This window comes from Serratia sp. HNCC26DJ244, from assembly GCF_057180565.1.
Window position 1 is genome coordinate 61,453 of the sequence record NZ_JBXUGO010000011.1, and the last position, 16,638, is coordinate 78,090.

Annotated in this window: 15 protein-coding genes; 2 read left to right on the plus strand and 13 right to left on the minus strand. The window is 50.0% G+C overall.

What is annotated here, in order from left to right; translation table 11 throughout:
* The first annotated feature begins 76 nt into the window (after positions 1-76).
* Positions 77-1,459 (plus strand): exodeoxyribonuclease VII large subunit, encoded by a 1,383-nt coding sequence (gene xseA / locus AC2A06_RS10785; RefSeq protein WP_484380270.1) that lies wholly within the window; start codon positions 77-79, stop codon positions 1,457-1,459.
* A gap of 45 nt (positions 1,460-1,504) precedes the next feature.
* Here the strand turns inward: xseA and AC2A06_RS10790 are convergent, their stop codons facing one another.
* Together AC2A06_RS10790 and AC2A06_RS10795 are read right to left on the minus strand one after the other, a co-directional pair.
* Complete coding sequence (locus tag AC2A06_RS10790) at positions 1,505-3,868, minus strand: glycoside hydrolase family 31 protein (RefSeq protein ID WP_484380271.1); 2,364 nt, start codon at positions 3,866-3,868, stop codon at positions 1,505-1,507.
* Between the two features lie 49 nt (positions 3,869-3,917).
* On the minus strand, positions 3,918-4,085 hold the full coding sequence (locus tag AC2A06_RS10795) for a hypothetical protein (protein WP_484380272.1): 168 nt from the start codon (positions 4,083-4,085) through the stop codon (positions 3,918-3,920).
* A 186-nt stretch (positions 4,086-4,271) separates the two neighbouring features.
* Here AC2A06_RS10795 and AC2A06_RS10800 point away from each other — a divergent pair, with 186 nt between their 5' ends.
* A complete protein-coding gene (locus tag AC2A06_RS10800; protein WP_484380273.1) occupies positions 4,272-5,354 on the plus strand; it encodes a LacI family DNA-binding transcriptional regulator in 1,083 nt (360 codons plus the stop codon).
* Positions 5,355-5,359: 5 nt separating this feature from the next.
* Here AC2A06_RS10800 and AC2A06_RS10805 read toward each other — a convergent pair whose 3' ends face one another.
* The 11 genes from AC2A06_RS10805 to ndk form a co-directional block, all read right to left on the minus strand.
* A complete protein-coding gene (locus tag AC2A06_RS10805) occupies positions 5,360-5,581 on the minus strand; it encodes a zinc ribbon domain-containing protein (RefSeq protein WP_484380274.1) in 222 nt (73 codons plus the stop codon).
* 89 nt (positions 5,582-5,670) lie between these two features.
* Positions 5,671-6,627, minus strand: coding sequence for an AEC family transporter (locus AC2A06_RS10810; protein WP_484380275.1), 957 nt, complete (start codon positions 6,625-6,627; stop codon positions 5,671-5,673).
* 113 nt (positions 6,628-6,740) lie between these two features.
* Positions 6,741-8,228 (minus strand): ribosome biogenesis GTPase Der, encoded by a 1,488-nt coding sequence (gene der / locus AC2A06_RS10815; RefSeq protein WP_484380276.1) that lies wholly within the window; start codon positions 8,226-8,228, stop codon positions 6,741-6,743.
* A 156-nt stretch (positions 8,229-8,384) separates the two neighbouring features.
* Positions 8,385-9,566 (minus strand): outer membrane protein assembly factor BamB, encoded by a 1,182-nt coding sequence (gene bamB / locus AC2A06_RS10820; RefSeq protein ID WP_023489170.1) that lies wholly within the window; start codon positions 9,564-9,566, stop codon positions 8,385-8,387.
* Positions 9,567-9,577: 11 nt separating this feature from the next.
* Complete coding sequence (locus tag AC2A06_RS10825; protein WP_473197155.1) at positions 9,578-10,198, minus strand: YfgM family protein; 621 nt, start codon at positions 10,196-10,198, stop codon at positions 9,578-9,580.
* 13 nt (positions 10,199-10,211) lie between these two features.
* Complete coding sequence (gene hisS / locus AC2A06_RS10830; protein WP_484380277.1) at positions 10,212-11,486, minus strand: histidine--tRNA ligase; 1,275 nt, start codon at positions 11,484-11,486, stop codon at positions 10,212-10,214.
* A gap of 93 nt (positions 11,487-11,579) precedes the next feature.
* Positions 11,580-12,701 (minus strand): flavodoxin-dependent (E)-4-hydroxy-3-methylbut-2-enyl-diphosphate synthase, encoded by a 1,122-nt coding sequence (gene ispG, locus AC2A06_RS10835; protein ID WP_473197153.1) that lies wholly within the window; start codon positions 12,699-12,701, stop codon positions 11,580-11,582.
* Positions 12,702-12,748: 47 nt separating this feature from the next.
* Entirely contained in the window at positions 12,749-13,798 is a 1,050-nt protein-coding gene (rodZ, locus tag AC2A06_RS10840) for a cytoskeleton protein RodZ (RefSeq protein WP_484380278.1), read from the minus strand.
* Positions 13,788-14,537: a type IV pilus biogenesis/stability protein PilW gene (pilW, locus tag AC2A06_RS10845; protein ID WP_473197151.1), complete on the minus strand. Its 750-nt coding sequence runs from the start codon at positions 14,535-14,537 to the stop codon at positions 13,788-13,790. Before pilW ends, rodZ begins: the two co-directional genes overlap by 11 nt.
* Positions 14,538-14,634: 97 nt before the next feature.
* Positions 14,635-15,831 (minus strand): dual-specificity RNA methyltransferase RlmN, encoded by a 1,197-nt coding sequence (gene rlmN, locus AC2A06_RS10850; RefSeq protein WP_473197150.1) that lies wholly within the window; start codon positions 15,829-15,831, stop codon positions 14,635-14,637.
* Positions 15,832-16,205: 374 nt separating this feature from the next.
* Positions 16,206-16,631, minus strand: a complete 426-nt coding sequence (gene ndk / locus AC2A06_RS10855; protein ID WP_023489163.1) for a nucleoside-diphosphate kinase — start codon at positions 16,629-16,631, stop codon at positions 16,206-16,208.
* Positions 16,632-16,638 lie beyond the last annotated feature (7 nt).

The following is a 16,638-nucleotide window of genomic DNA, read 5'->3' on the forward strand; positions in this document are numbered from 1 at the left end:
AAAACTCTTGATTACCCTGCAATGCAAGGTAGTATCAACCGATTAAGTCTCTGTTTTGAAATTTGATCTGGCTCACATGTCGCTACCTACTGCACCCTCAATTTTTACCGTAAGCCGCCTTAATCAGACGGTTCGGCAACTATTGGAAATGGAAATGGGCCAGATTTGGCTCTCCGCCGAGATCTCCAACTTCTCTCAGCCCGCCTCTGGTCACTGGTATTTCACGTTGAAAGATGAGCGTGCCCAGGTGCGTTGTGCCATGTTCCGCAACAGCAACCGCCGTACTACCTTCCGCCCGCAAAATGGCCAACAGGTTCTGGTGCGTGCCAGCATTACGTTGTATGAACCCCGTGGGGATTATCAACTGATTGCCGAAAGTATGCAGCCCGCAGGGGATGGCTTGTTACAGCAGCAATTCGAGCAGTTGAAACAGCGCCTGTCTGAAGAGGGGCTGTTTGAGCAGCAGTTCAAGCAAGCATTACCCAGCCCGGCCAAATGTGTTGGGGTGATCACGTCAGCCAGTGGCGCTGCGCTCCATGATATCCTGCAAGTATTGCAACGCCGCGATCCGTCTTTACCGGTTATCATTTACCCCACCTCGGTACAGGGCGCGGAAGCCCCATTGCAGATTGTGAGTGCCATTGAAACCGCTAACCGCCGCAACGAATGTGATGTGTTGATCGTCGGCCGTGGGGGCGGGTCACTAGAGGACTTGTGGAGCTTTAACGACGAACGTGTCGCACGGGCGATCTTTGCCAGCCATATTCCCATTGTCAGTGCGGTTGGGCACGAAACCGACATCACTATCGCCGATTTTGTCGCTGATTTACGCGCCCCCACCCCTTCCGCCGCCGCCGAGTTGATCAGCCGCAATCAGTTGGAGCTATTACGCCAATGGCAATCACAACAGCAACGGCTGGAAATGGCTCTGGACTACTATCTGGCACAGCGACAACAGCAGTTCACCCGCCTTCATCATCGGTTGCAGCAGCAACACCCGCATTTGCGTCTGGCACGGCAACAAACGCGGCTCTTTAAATTACAACAGCGCTTGCAAGAAGCCATGCAGTGGCAGTTGCGCGGCTGTTCACGCCGCAGTGAACAATTGCAACAGCGTCTGCGGCAACAACAGCCAACGGGTAGCATACACCGGTTACAGCAACGTATTCAGCAGCAGGCCTATCAGTTACGGCAAGGCATGGCGCAGCAGCTTAATACTTATCGTCAACGGTTTGGTATTGCTTGCAGCCAGTTGGAAGCCGTCAGCCCACTGGCCACTTTGTCTCGTGGTTATAGCGTAACGCAAACACCGGGTGGCGATTTACTGAAAACCACCAAGCAGGCGCAAGTGGGTGAGTTAGTGAAAACACAGTTGCAGGATGGTTGGCTGGAAAGCGAGATAAAAACCATCAACGTCACCAAGAAGCGACGTGGTAAAGGCAGCGAGCGGCGTGAATAGCAGTAACCCCTGCCGTTTTTAAATAACGGCAGGGTCTAACATCAATTACAACGTATAGCTGTTACAGCGAGCGCCATTAACCCACAGCTCACGGGTTTCACCCGCAGGTAAAACAATATTCAGCGTTTGCCATGTCGGCTTGAACTGGCCTTCAGTGGTAAAGGTCAACTCAATACGTTGGTTATCAGTCACTGCCTGCCAACGCAGCCACAACGCATTGCCTTGCTGCCAACCATGGCTCTCGCCATCATCTTCAAATAGCAGCCCCGCAGAACGCCCAGTGCCCTTGGTTGGGAACAGCCGCAGTTCACGGTAATTATCGGCAGCAGTATCCACATGGCCCAAGTAGTGAGAAATCGGCAATCCGGCCCCAGCACGTACCAGCAACGGTAAGCGTTCTAAAGGCGCATCCACCACAATAGTCTGACCACCGCTATACCACTGACCGCTGTAGAAGCAGTACCAGCCATCGGTGTTATCCGGTAGATACACCTCACGCTGACGTTGCCCGGGTTCAACCACACTGGCTACCAGCAGGTCACGGCCCATTAAGAAGTCATCCGTCTCACGCAGTGTATTCTGGTCATGTTCATGGTCGAGGAAGGTCGGACGTAACATCGGTTCATCATCTGCGCTAGCCTGCCACAACAGGGTGTAGAAGTACGGCATCAGTTGATAACGCAGATTAATCGCATCACGAATCATCGGCGTTGAAGTGGGATACATCCATGGCTCGTTAACCGTCGCATCATCATTCCATGAATGGATGGTGAAACGGGGATGCATCACACCATTTTGTACCCAGCGTACAAACAGTTCCGCATCAGGTTTATCACCAGAGAACCCACCAACATCGTGCCCAACGTTATATAACCCGGATAAACTCATGCCCACCCCCATACGGATGTTGTAACGCAGAGTTTGCCAATTGGTACGGTTATCACCACTCCAGGTCTGCACGTAGCGTTGCATCCCCGCACAACCAGAACGGGAAATCAGGTAAGGACGCAAGTTTGGTGCGAACTGTTGCTGTGCTTCCATTGACGCGCGCATCATCAGTAACGGCATCACCGGGCGAATATGTTTGATGGCAATCGGTTTGCCAAAACCGTAGCAGCGTGCCTCACCATCCCACACTTCATATTCGTTGTTATCGTTCCAGGTGGAGTCGATGCCCATTTCCAGCAACTGTTCGGTAACCCCTTTCTGCCACCAGCGCACCGTTTCAGGATTGGTGAAGTCCAGGTGCGAACCTTCATCATCCCAGAACACTGAACGTTCAGGCGTGTCGCTTTGCGAGTCACGGATAAACAAGCCCTGATCAGCCACCTGCTGATATTGCGGGTGATCCTGTAGCAAGCAAGGTTTGATATTGGCCGCCAGTTTTAACCCAGCATCGTGGAATGCTTTGCTAAGCATTTTCGGCTGCGGCACTTTGTCGTAGTTCCAGTTAAAGACATAACGCTTGTTATTAATCGAGGTATAACCGGAAGAGAGCTGGAACGAATCACAAGGGATCGCATGTTCACGGCATAACTTAATAAACTGCTGCAGCTGATGTTGAGCATCTGGGGCATCGGTGTAATGCATGGTGGAACCGCTGTAACCCAAACTCCACTTCGGCCCAAACAGGGTTTTACCGGTCAAGCGGACAAAGGCTTTGGTGACATCCAATACTTTAGGCCCGAGGAACATATAATAATCCAGGTCCCCAGCTTCAGCCTGATAACGGCGATAAGCCAAGTGATAGTTGTCGAGCTCATTACCTAAATCCAACCAGCAACTGCTCAGGTTGTCATAGAACAAACCAAAGCTGACATCATCACGGCGAGTAATGGTGAAGGGAATATGTTTGTACAGTGGATCGGTACTGGCTGCGTTATAACCCATCGCATCCAGATTGCGCATCTCAAAACGGCGCCCTGTCCGCTCCAAGTCCCCAGCTTTTTCCCCAAGCCCGTAGTAACGCTCATTTTTGTAACGGCGCTGATAATGCGCGACACCGTCACCATGAGCGTTGAGCAGATATGCGCTGGTTGGGCGGTCAGCCACCAACGGTTGCCACTCACCGGCATCATTGCAATATTCCCACTCCAGCCACAGCGGCTGATGTACCGTAACACGCAGTTTCGCGGTGGCGACGCTCAGGCTTTCCTTATGCTGTTGCAACTGATAACCCGGTAAGGTAAAGCCGTCCACACTCTGGCGATCACGCCCTTGCCAAGGGACATCTTGTTGCGGTGCAATGCTCCAGGTACGATCCAGCGCCAGCTCACCGTGGCACTTAATCAGTACGCGAAATAGATTGTTTTCCAGTACATACAGACACAATAGATGCTGTTTATCGACCAGCAGTTCAATACGGTCGGCATATTGCCCGGCTAGCGTCCAAGTTTTTAACGTTTTCATATCAATCCAACTTAGAGAGTAGGTGAAGGTTTTTTGCCACGTTCCGCGATCAAACCAACCAGGTCAAAAAGCCCATGGCAACAATGCGTTTTTCCGCTGCTGTCACGGTTAATTTCACCGCTACTGGCAGCATTTTTGTGGCGAATCGCAAAGAGATAGCACCATTTTTTCTACCAGGCTTTGATTTAATCGCATTTAAATTGCCATTCAGTTTCAAAACCTGGGCTGATAAATTTAGCCTGCCAAATAGACTAACCAGTGAGGTCTATGAGTGAAATAGTAATTTTTGCAAAAATTCTCACAAATCAAGTAAAGTATTGCCATCGTGCTTATAAGTCGCTTCTTTATAATAAATTTTTTTCGTGAAAATATTTTCATCAACTAATTTGAGCGGAATCACAAAATGAATGGAAAATTAAAAATACAAGAAATCGCCCGGCAAACTGGGCTTTCCATCAGTACCGTGTCACGTGTATTGGCAGGGAAATCCAATACCAGCCCTAAAGCTCGGCAACAGGTGCTGGCCTGTGCCCAACAAAATGGTATTTTGCAGGGGATCTCCAACGGCAGGTTGATGTTGAATAACCTGGCGGTGTTTGCCCCACAACGTGCTTTTGATGTGCGTAGCGACATTTTCTACTACAAAGTGATCCAGGGAATAGCCAGCGCGCTGGCTGAACATGATGTCAGGATCCGCTATTACGGGTTGGAGGAGGAACAAAGCAACAGTGCTCTATTTCTAGAGAAAATGAACGATCCGCAAACGGAAGCGGTGTTACTGATCGGTATTGATGATGAACATATCCATACGCTGGCGGCCGATCTGAATAAACCCTGTATTCTGATCAATTGCAGTGACCACCAGATGCGCCTGGATAGTGTTTCCCCAGATCATCAATTAATTGGCGAGTACTCTGCCAACTATCTGTTCCAGCAAGGGCATAGCCGCATTCTCAATCTGCAATGCTTGCGGCGTAATACCATGGAGCTCCGTCTGGTGGGGATCAAACAGGCTTACGCGCGGCATAATGTTCCCTTTATTGATAGTCAGCATCTGGTCACCACCTCTGGCTTTGGTAGTGAAGAAGCGGAACAGGCAGTAACCACATTTATTAATGGGATTAGCGACCCGGCACAATTGCCCACAGCCATTCTGGTGGGTGGTGACTATATGGCGGTGGGCGTGGTAAATGCACTCGAAAAGATGAATATCAATGTGCCAAGAAAAATTTCCGTTATGAGTACCGACGGCTTCAACCTGGCTGAGGTCCATAATATCGCGCTGACCTCGGTCCATGTTCCTCGCGATGAACTGGGTGCTGAAGCGATTGCACTATTACAGCGGCGGATGTTGCGCCCAAATGCTCCCCCCTGCAATTTGTTACTGCACGGGCGTTTGGTGGTGCGGGATTCGGTAAAACGCCTGAGCCCGAATAAAGTGTCACCTGCTGTGAGTACCCACCATAATCGACTCTACGATGACTAATACTCTCAGAGGGGTTGGTAGCTGAACTTCACGCGCTTTTTTGAAATCAAGCCATGGCCCTGTTGGCATAAGTAGTCCACCGCCCCACACGCCTTCAATTGCTGCAACGGTTGCCCGCAGTCGGGGCATTCAGCAATCTGCCGATAGTAACGTTGGCAAATTTGACAATGATAATCGCCGTCGACCCAATTCATCGGCTGGCCACAAGCGGGGCATAAAACGTCCATTTTTCCTCCTGGTTTACCAATACATCACCACGCCAGCAATCACCGCAAGACTCATGGTGTCGTTCAACGCAACGCTATCAGGGTAAAAGTTAAATCAGCCCCCAAGAGCGTAAAAAATAGATCCCCAAGGCGGTAGTAAAGAATGAACCCACTGTGGTGATGGCAATAATATTTGCTGCCAAGGTGGCATTGCCCCCCATCGCTCGGGTCATTACATAGCTGGCAGCGGCGGTGGGAGAAGCCGAAAACATAAAGATAATGCCCAATGTTGCCCCACGGAAACCACACAGCCACCCACCGACGGTCATCAGTAATGGTATCAAAAACAGTTTCGCTGATGATGAAAGCACTGCGACATTGGAAGTGCGGAACATGGCTCGTAGATCAAGGCTGGCACCGGTGCATAACAGCGCCAGTGGCAATGAAAGACCAGAAATATAGCTGCCGGTTTGTTGAATAAATTGCGGCATACCCAGCCCAGTCTGTGCATAGGCCACCCCACTGAGCAGGCCTAAGATCAGCGGATTTTTCACAATGCTGCGCAACAGTGCGAGGGTGTTGATCTTCTGCCCTGGCCCCCCCTGCAAACTGCGCGTCAGGGTAATAACCGACAGGACGTTATACAAAACAACAGTGACCGTAAGATACATCGGGGCAATGGCCTTCCCCTGCTCTCCATAGGCGGTTATGGCATAAGCCAGGCCAATAATCGCGTTATTGGCACGGAACCCGCCCTGTACAAACACACCACGTTCACAAGGGTTTTTCACCAGCCACTTGGCAGAAAATTCCAGTAACAGGAAGGTCCCGATGGTTCCCACTGCACCAAAAATCACCAGGGTCAAATTATCACGTAGCTGAGGATGGTTATTGGCGATACTAAAAAACAGCAGGCAGGGTAACGCCAAGTTGAATACCAGCTTGGTTGCCCCATCGATAAAAAAATCATCCATTATTCGCCGATGACGCAGCCAGATACCTAGCAATAACATCAACAGATTCGGTACGGTAACACCAAATGCAAAACTCCATATTTCCCAAGACATGGCGTTCCTTAGCTAAGTCAGCAAGAAAAACTCATTGGCAAATGATATACCTGTCACTCTGCAAGCGGCAGCAATCTCAGGTGTTGATGCCTTAAGATTGCTGCTCTACTGTCTTATTTTGATTTTTTCAAGTGACTCATCAAGCGTTTACGTTTGCGCATCTGATTAGGGGTCAAGGTATTACGCTTACCAGCAAATGGGTTATCCCCCTCTTTGAACTGGATGCGAATTGGTGTGCCCATCACTTTCAATGAACGGCGGAAGTAATTCATCAGATAGCGTTTGTAGGAGTCTGCCAATTCGCTGACCTGATTACCATGGATCACCACAATCGGTGGGTTATATCCACCCGCATGGGCATATTTCAGTTTCACCCTGCGGCCACGTACCAACGGTGGCTGGTGGTCATCAACCGCCATCTGCATAATCTTGGTCAGCATTGAGGTATTAACCCGATGGGTAGCACACTCGTAAGCCTCCTGTACCGATTCGAACAGGTTGCCTACACCGCTACCATGCAGGGCAGAGATAAAGTGCACCCGGGCAAAGTCGACAAAGCCCAGACGCAAATCAAGCATCTCTTTAACATGTTCCCGGTCTTCCTCACTCATGCCGTCCCATTTATTGACAGCAATCACCAGCGAACGCCCGCTATTGAGGATAAAACCAAGTAGTGATAAATCCTGATCGGAAATACCTTCGCGGGCATCAATGACCAACAGCACTACGTTGGCATCTTCGATCGCTTGCAGTGTCTTGATTACCGAAAATTTCTCGACGGTTTCAGTCACCTTGCCACGCTTTCGCACCCCGGCAGTATCAATCAACACATATTCACGCTCATCACGTACCATCGGGATATAGATGCTGTCACGGGTGGTACCGGGCATGTCATATACCACCACACGCTCCTCACCCAGGATGCGGTTGGTCAGCGTAGACTTACCGACGTTAGGGCGGCCAACAATCGCCAGCTTGATCGGCAGGTCTTGCGGGTTGAAATCATCTTCCGGCTCTTCACCTTCGTCATCGGTCAGCTCGCCATTTTGCTCTGCCCAATAAGCCGCATTGGCCTCTTCTTCACTCAGCTCAACGAGTTCCGGTTTTGGCGGAACAAAGGGCACCATGACGTGTTCAATCAGTTGTGTCACCCCACGGCCATGAGAGGCTGCAATCGCATAAACCTCCCCCAACCCCAACGAATAGAAATCTGCCGTGGCACTATCGGGATCCAAACCATCGGTTTTGTTGGCAACCAGGAAGGTGGCTTTCTGGCGACTACGCAAATGCTGAGCAATCCCCTGGTCTGCTGGCATCAACCCGGCACGGGCATCCACCATGAACAGCACGATGTCTGCCTCTTCGATAGCCAGCAACGACTGACTAGCCATATGGGTTTCTACACCATCTTCGGTTCCGTCAATACCCCCGGTATCAACAACAATAAATTCATTACCCTCTACTTCAGCACGACCATACTTACGGTCTCGCGTTAGCCCAGGGAAATCCGCCACCAACGCATCGCGAGTATGCGTTAAACGGTTAAACAAGGTGGATTTACCCACATTCGGGCGCCCGACCAGCGCGATGACAGGTATCATGGTTGAAGCCTCATTACTTAATAATCAATGTGTTACTGTAAAACCGAATAGATATTGGCAGCACAGTTTAAAAATACGAAACGGCCCCTGACATCAGGAGCCGTTATTCACGTCATCTTTCAGACTGCCGCGTGATTAAACTTGGCGATAGACGGCTTAACGCGTAAAAGCGTAAACCTTGCCACCACGCGCCTGGATCAACAACCGGCCATCAGCGTTGATTGGCGCTGACAAGAAGCCTGAACTATCCACTTCAAGTTGCGATACAAAACGGCCGTCAGTGGTATTAATCCAATGCAGGTAACCTTCTGCATCACCCACCACCAGATAACCATTAATCAGTGCCGGCGATGTGAGATTGCGGTGCAACAAGTCACTCTGACGCCACAGGTTGGTACCGCCTTGAGTACTCAGTGCAACCACGGCATCATTCTGATCGACGACATAGATACGGCCTGCATCAACGATAAAATCATTCACCGAGCCCATATCACGTTTCCACAGGATCTGACCTGAACGCAGATCCAGCGCTGACAGGCTACCATTGTAACCCAATGCGTACACCACGTTTTCAATAATCACCGGGGTGGTATCCACATCGTTCAAGCGGTCGATCTCAGTCGCCCCCATGGGCTGGGATATACGCTGTTGCCAAATCAGTTGCCCTTGTTGCATCAACACGGCGCTCACTCGGCCACTGTCACCACCCACAATGGCGGCACCAAATGCGGTTGCTGGCGCTGACTCCCCCCGCAGTGATAATGAAGGAACATCCAGGTTAACCGTCCACTTGATGGTGCCATCCGCTTCGTTCAATGCTTGCAGTTGGCCATTGCTGGTATGGATCAGCACCAAACCATCGGCAACCACCGGGCGGGAAAGTGCCTCACCGGCCACCTTCGCTTGCCATGCAACTTGACCATCACTGGTATTCAGCGCATAAACCACGGCTTTCTCACTGCCGACATAAATCTTGGAACCAGAAACCGTCAGGCCCCCGGACAACAGCGCAGGCTGATTGCGGGTGTAGAACTTGGTTTTCTCGGAAAGATCAACCTTCCACTTTTCTTTACCATCAGCCAGATCCAGCGCTTTGACCGTACCACGACGATCAGCCGCATAAACGGTACTGTCCTGATAAGCAGGACGCAGATGGGAGTAATAATCACCGATGCCACTACCTACAGAAGTGCTCCAGGTCTTGGTTGGTGTGAATTGATTTTCAACCTTTGGCAATGGTGACATGACAACAACATCTTCTTCACCACCAAACAGTGAACAGCCACTCAGCAAGGCGACGGAAACCAGCCCGACCAAGAGTGTTTTACGCAATTGCATGGGAATTCCCCTTAGCTGGACAAATTATTCAACTTCATGCGCATTATTGGCACAAGCGCCTGAGAATCATTTGATTCAATACCTTTACTATAAGCTTCCTGTGCACCCTTGCTATCACCTTTTGCCAACAGCACATCACCGCGCACATCTTGCATCATAGTCACCCAACCCGCACCTTTTACACTTTCCAGTGTTTTCAGTGCTTCATCCAGCTTTTTTTGCTGCAACTGCACGCGAGCCAGGCGCAAGTTAACTAATGCCTGCAGGTTTTCATCTTTCGCCTGCCCTTGTGCCAGAACCAATTGTTGTTCTGCTTTAGCAAAATCACCTTGCTCGGCAAAATTCCTTGCCAGTTGCAGTGCCGCAAAGACACCATAATTATTGCTGTTAGCCTGGATAAACTTTTCTGCTCCCGCCACTTCTTCCGCTTTACCGGAAGCCAGTGCCGTCATAGCCTGCTCATAAGACTCAGAAGCCGCCATCATGTTGGTGTTTTGGTGATTCTGCCAGTAGCGCCAACCAACCAGGGCACCAATACCGAGCACAACCCCCACAGCCAACGCTTTGCCGTTTTCAACAAAAAAACGTCGTAAAGCATCAACCTGTTCGTTTTCATTGGAATAGACTTCCACGGCGACCCTCTCTTTAACTTAACATCGAAGCCAGGCGCATCGCGACTTCGCTTTGCCCCAGCGTTTCTTGTTCACCACTTTGCAGGTCTTTTACCACCACCTGCTGTGCCGCCACTTCATTCTCCCCCAGGATCAGGGCAATGCGCGCACCCCATTTATCAGCACGGGTGATCTGCTTTTTGAAGTTGCCACCGCCGTAGTTGGTCATCAGTTTAATCTGCGGTATGGCATCACGTACTTGCTCTGCCAACAACATCGCTGCACTCTGTGTGCCGACACCACTTGAGATGACATAGACATCAATGATGGCAGGCGCCTTGAAATCCGGGTTCACCGCTTGAACCAGCAACACCAGACGTTCCATTCCCATGGCAAAACCAACAGCCGGGGTGGCCCGTCCGCCCAGTTGTTCCACCAGTCCATCATAGCGACCACCTGCACAAACCGTACCTTGGGCACCCAAACTATTGGTGACCCACTCAAACACCGTACGATTATAATAATCTAAACCCCGTACCAGACGTTGGTTTACTGTATAGGGAATACCCGCCTGCTGTAGATGCTCACACAATCCAGCAAAATGAATTCTCGACTCTTCATCCAGATACTCACCCAAAGATGGCGCATCATTAAGCAGGGCTTGCACCTGCGGATTTTTTGAGTCCAACACACGCAGTGGATTGCTATACATGCGACGTTTGCAGTCTTCGTCCAATTGATCCTGATGTTGCTCAAGAAAAGCCACCAGCGCATCACGGTAATTGGCCCGCGCTTCCAGCGAACCAATCGAGTTCAGTTCCAGTTTGACGTGTTCAGCAATCCCCAACGCCTTCCACCAACGGGCGGTCAGCAAAATCAGCTCGGCATCAATATCCGGCCCAGGTAAACCAAAAACCTCAACCCCTAACTGGTGAAACTGGCGATAACGCCCTTTTTGCGGACGCTCGTAGCGAAACATCGGCCCGACGTACCACAAGCGCTGCTCTTGATTATACAGCAGCCCATGCTCAATACCGGCACGAACACAGCCCGCGGTTCCTTCAGGTCGCAATGTCAGGCTTTCACCGTTGCGATCCTCGAAGGTATACATCTCTTTTTCTACAACATCGGTCACTTCACCAATGGCGCGTTTAAATAGCGGAGTCTGCTCAACAATAGGGATACGAATTTCGCTATATCCATAGCTGGCTAGCACTTGCTTGAGTGTGCCTTCAATTCGCTGCCATAATGCCGTTTCTTCCGGCAGGTAATCGTTCATGCCGCGAATGGCTTGAATGCTTTTTGCCACGTGAGTTCTCTGTCTGTTTAGATCAAAATAAACCTGATTATAGGGACTTTACCATCTACTGTTCAACGCGGATGAAAAACCCCTATCACTTATCTACTCATCCAACTGGTTGACAACTATACGATTGGCGTTATCCAGCATCGCTGCCTTGGCACGAATTTTCGCTTCCAATTGGTCAATCATCTGTTCATTATCAAAGCGCTCTTTCTGACGCACGCCATCTTCGTAGAAACCACTCTTATTGTGCCCCCCGGTTACGCCTAGGGTAGACACCAGCGCTTCGCCGGGACCATTGACGACACAACCGATAATCGAGACATCCATCGGCGTAATGATATCCTCCAGACGTTGCTCCAGCGCATTAACCGTCGCAATAACATCAAACTCCTGACGGGAACAGGTTGGGCAAGCAATGAAGTTAATACCACGCGCACGGATACGTAATGATTTCAGAATATCAAAACCCACTTTCACTTCTTCTATCGGATCAGCCGCCAGGGAAATACGCAGGGTATCGCCAATGCCTTCCGACAACAGCATCCCCAGGCCAATGGCCGACTTCACCGAACCACTGCGGGCACCACCGGCTTCAGTTATGCCCAAGTGTAGCGGTTGAGCTATACGACCAGCCAGCAAGCGATAAGACTGTACCGCCAAAAAGACATCGGATGCCTTTACACTGACTTTGAACTGATCAAAATTGAGGCGTTGAAGAATATCCACATGACGCATGGCAGATTCCACCAAGGCCTCCGGCGTGGGCTCACCGTATTTTTCCTGAATGTCTTTCTCCAGCGAACCGCCATTAACACCAATACGGATCGGGATATTTTTGTCACGAGCGCAATCCACTACGGAACGAATACGCGACTCATTACCAATATTGCCAGGGTTGATACGCAAGCAGTCAACACCGTATTCGGCCACCTGCAAAGCAATGCGGTAATCAAAATGGATATCAGCCACCAGCGGTACGTTAACCTGCTGCTTAATCAGGCGAAATGCCTCTGCTGCATCCATGGTAGGAACTGAAACGCGGACGATATCAACGCCAACGCGCTCCAGCGCTTTGATCTGAGCCACTGTCGCGGCAACATCAGTCGTCCTGGTATTGGTCATCGATTGCACGGCAATCGGTGCACCATCGCCAATAGGCACATTACCAACGTAAATACGCGTAGATTTACGGCGGTTAATGGGCGTTTGGTTATGCATCACTCACTCTCCACTGCGGCGCATTTCTAACAACAATAACCGCGTAATTACTGCTCTGGAACCGTCAGACGAGCAACACGGTTTGCCTTAACAAACCGGCTTAAATCCACCGGATTACCTTGGAATTGGATCTGTACCGCAGCCGGGATACCAATAGTCAATTTATACGGTGGTGTACCCACCAGATTTAGACTGGTACCGCTTTTCTGGACGCCGGTGAATAATGACTTACCGGTAGCGTCAATCACCTGCAACCAGCAATCACCAGAAAAATTCATCACCAACGCATTGGCATCTGCTACTGATTCCGTCGCCGCTCCAGTAGGTAGTGGATTGGTGGTAGCAGAGGTCGCTGTGGTTGCATCCGGAGCTGTGGTTACATCCGGAATAGTTGCCTGGCCCGGAATAGTTGCTTGGCTTGGCGCAACCACATTACTCGGTTGTGATGCCACAACCTGAGGGCTAGTCGTCCCAGGGGTAGCCACCAAAGGAGCCGTCACCGGCGCCACTGCGGGTTGAGAGGTTGCCGTATCGGTTGCGGATGCTGCATGACTATCGGGATCGAGTACTGAAGTACCGTTATCCACATTACCGTCAACCGAAGCAGCAGATTGGCTTTCATTATCGCGCTGAGAAAGTTGCGCCGTAGAGTGATCAACCATGGCGGCGATCTCTTCCTGCTGCGCCTTATGATTTTGCCACCACCAGGCAAACGTCAATCCCACTACCACACACACCACCAGCCAAGTAAAGCTCATCAACCAACCATCACGTTTCTTGCGACGCTTGTTCATTGAGAGCCCTGGCATATGAGGCAATTTAGTGACTTTGGATGACGCCTGTTTACCTAGCGCGAGTAACAGTTCATCTTCTGGTAAATGCACCAACTTGGCATAGGAACGGATATAACCACGCACAAACGTCGAAGCCAGATCGGCTGAGAGGTTATCCTCTTCGATGTCGCGCACGGTAGAGTTTTTTAGACACAGGCGATCTGCAACCGCCTGTTGGCTCAGGCCGAGTTGTTCACGGGCCTGACGCAAACGCTGGCCTGTCGTCATAGGTACAGTTTTATCTTGAGAGTCTTCAGTATTCATTAGCTAAGAACTGCTGGTGCTGTTTGGATTGTGGAAAACTTCGCGCTAACTGTTTGCCATAGCGTTGAACGCTATCCTGACGGTCTGCTAACGCGGCGAAACGAATCTGTAACCATAAACTGTCGGCACTGGCCGGCAAAACATGTTGATAACTATCTAATAAAATTTGCGCCTGTGCACGATTCCCTTCTCCAAATTGTTTCTCGGCTTCCACCAACAGTGGAATACCTTTATCGGGATCAACCTTTAATGCTCGAGTTAATAATTTACGAGCTTCATCCGTTTGCCCAGCCTTGAGGAAACAATAACCCGCGTTCTCAAGGCTATCAGCAACCTGTCCATCATCGGGTGCCTGCATCGCTGCGCTAAACTGCTGTTGAGCCTGTACATACTGCCCTAAACTACAGAGAAACGCACCGTAATTATTCAATACTGTGCCATTGCCTGGTGCGAGCTTGAGCGCTTGCTGATAATAGTGCTGCGCAGCAGCATTATCTGCTACCCGCTGATTATAGAGTGCCATACCCAACTGGGTACGATAATCTTGCGGTGCCACATCGAGCGCTTTTTGCAGATTTTTTCTCGCCGACGGCATATCACCCTGATGGAGATACGCCAGCCCCAGTTGTAAACGGGTCTGGCCGGCTGCCGAGTCAGGCTCGTCTTGATCCGGTTTCGAGCTTGAGCAACCCACCAACAAACTGGTTGCCAATAACACACTCAACAATTTCAGCTTCATGCTTGTACTTATTCCCTTACCTGATGCCATCTGTTCGCCCGCTAGATTAGTACAAGCATAGCAGGCTATTAGATAACAAAAAATAATGTGACAAGGGTCAGACCGTTCGTATGTTGATAGGTTCCCCGGCTATTTTCTTTTTCAGGGTACGCTTGGTGCGATCGATCACTTCCCCCGCTAACTGACCACAGGCCGCATCGATATCATCGCCACGGGTTTTACGAACAATAGTCGTAAAACCGTATTCCATCAATACTTTGGAGAAACGATCGACACGACTATTCGAGCTGCGTCCAAAAGGTGCCCCAGGGAATGGGTTCCAAGGGATCAAATTGATCTTGCACGGGGTATCTTTCAACACTTCCGCCAGTTGGTGCGCATCATCGGTACTGTCGTTGATCTGGTCCAACATTACATACTCTACAGTGACTCGCCCCTGGTTGGCATTGGATTTAGCCAAATAACGGCGAACGGCGGCCAGAAAAGCGTCGATATTGTATTTACGGTTAATCGGTACGATTTCATCACGGATAGTATCATTCGGCGCATGCAGCGAAATAGCCAATGCCACATCAATCATATCCCCAAGCTTGTCTAACGCGGGCACCACGCCTGAAGTGGACAACGTAACACGACGCTTGGACAGGCCAAAACCGAAGTCATCCAGCATGATCTCCATCGCTGGCACCACATTATTCAAGTTGAGCAGCGGTTCGCCCATCCCCATCATCACCACATTGGTAATGGGGCGCTGGCCGCTCACTTTCTGGGCACCAATGATTTTAGCTGCACGCCAAACCTGCCCGATGATTTCCGACACCCGCAGGTTACGGTTAAACCCTTGCTGCGCCGTTGAACAGAATTTGCATTCCAGTGCACAACCTACCTGGGAAGAGACGCACAACGTCGCGCGGTCGGCCTCTGGAATATAGACCGTTTCAACCTGCTGATCCCCTACCTTTAATGCCCATTTGATGGTGCCATCTGCTGAGCGCTGTTCCGCTGCCACCTCAGGTGCGCGGATTTCAGCCACAGCCTGCAACTTATTACGCAAGACCTTGTTGATATCGGTCATTTGCTCAAAGTCATCGCTGCAATAGTGGTACATCCACTTCATCACCTGATCGGCACGAAAGGGCTTTTCACCCATATTGATAAAAAACTCACGCAGTTGCTGACGATTCAAATCCAGCAGATTAATTTTATTCGTTACTGGTTGTTCCGTTTGCACAGCAGGGTCTGCCAATAAATTATTTTCAGACAAGGTATATTCGGTCGCGGTAGGTTCTAACATAAAAGATCTCTCAGCCTCGTTATTACACGTTATGGCTCTAAAGAAGAAAAAGCAGTCAATGTGTCTGCGGTTTACCGATTGCACCATGAACAATTACACCATGGAACAAGTACACAATGGGTCAATTACACCATCGATCAATTACACCATGGATCAATTACACCATGTGCGGATTACACAATGACAGAAAAAATGCGCCCTGGGCAGTTCACTCCCAGGGCGCAGCATTGTACAAATATTAATAACTCATTTCCACGTCTGAACGGCTTCCCAGTCATTTTTATTGTATCTGCCGGTTACCGTAAAGAGTCAATAATGTGAGTGACAACTCTTTTGCAACGAAACAATGACTCTCGATGCAGATTTATACGCTTTTAGCGTGGGCAGAGTTCACTTTCAGTAAAGAAATAAGCAATTTCACGCTGAGCAGATTCTACAGCATCTGAGCCATGTACCGCATTGGCGGTAAAGCTGTCAGCATAATCGGCACGCAAGGTACCCGCGAGCGCGTTGTCTGGGTTGGTTGCCCCCATGATATCACGGTTACGTTGTACGGCATTTTCCGCTTCTAGTACCTGAACCATGACTGGCCCCGAAGTCATAAACTCTACCAATCCATTGAAGAATGGACGGTCTTTATGCTCGGCGTAGAAACCTTCCGCCTGTTCACGGGTCATGCGCAACATTTTAGATGCAATAATTTTGAAACCTGCACGCTCAAAGCGAGCGTAAATTGCGCCAATATCATTGTTAGCTACAGCGTTGGGTTTAATAATGGAAAAGGTACGTTCTACGGTCATGATGGCC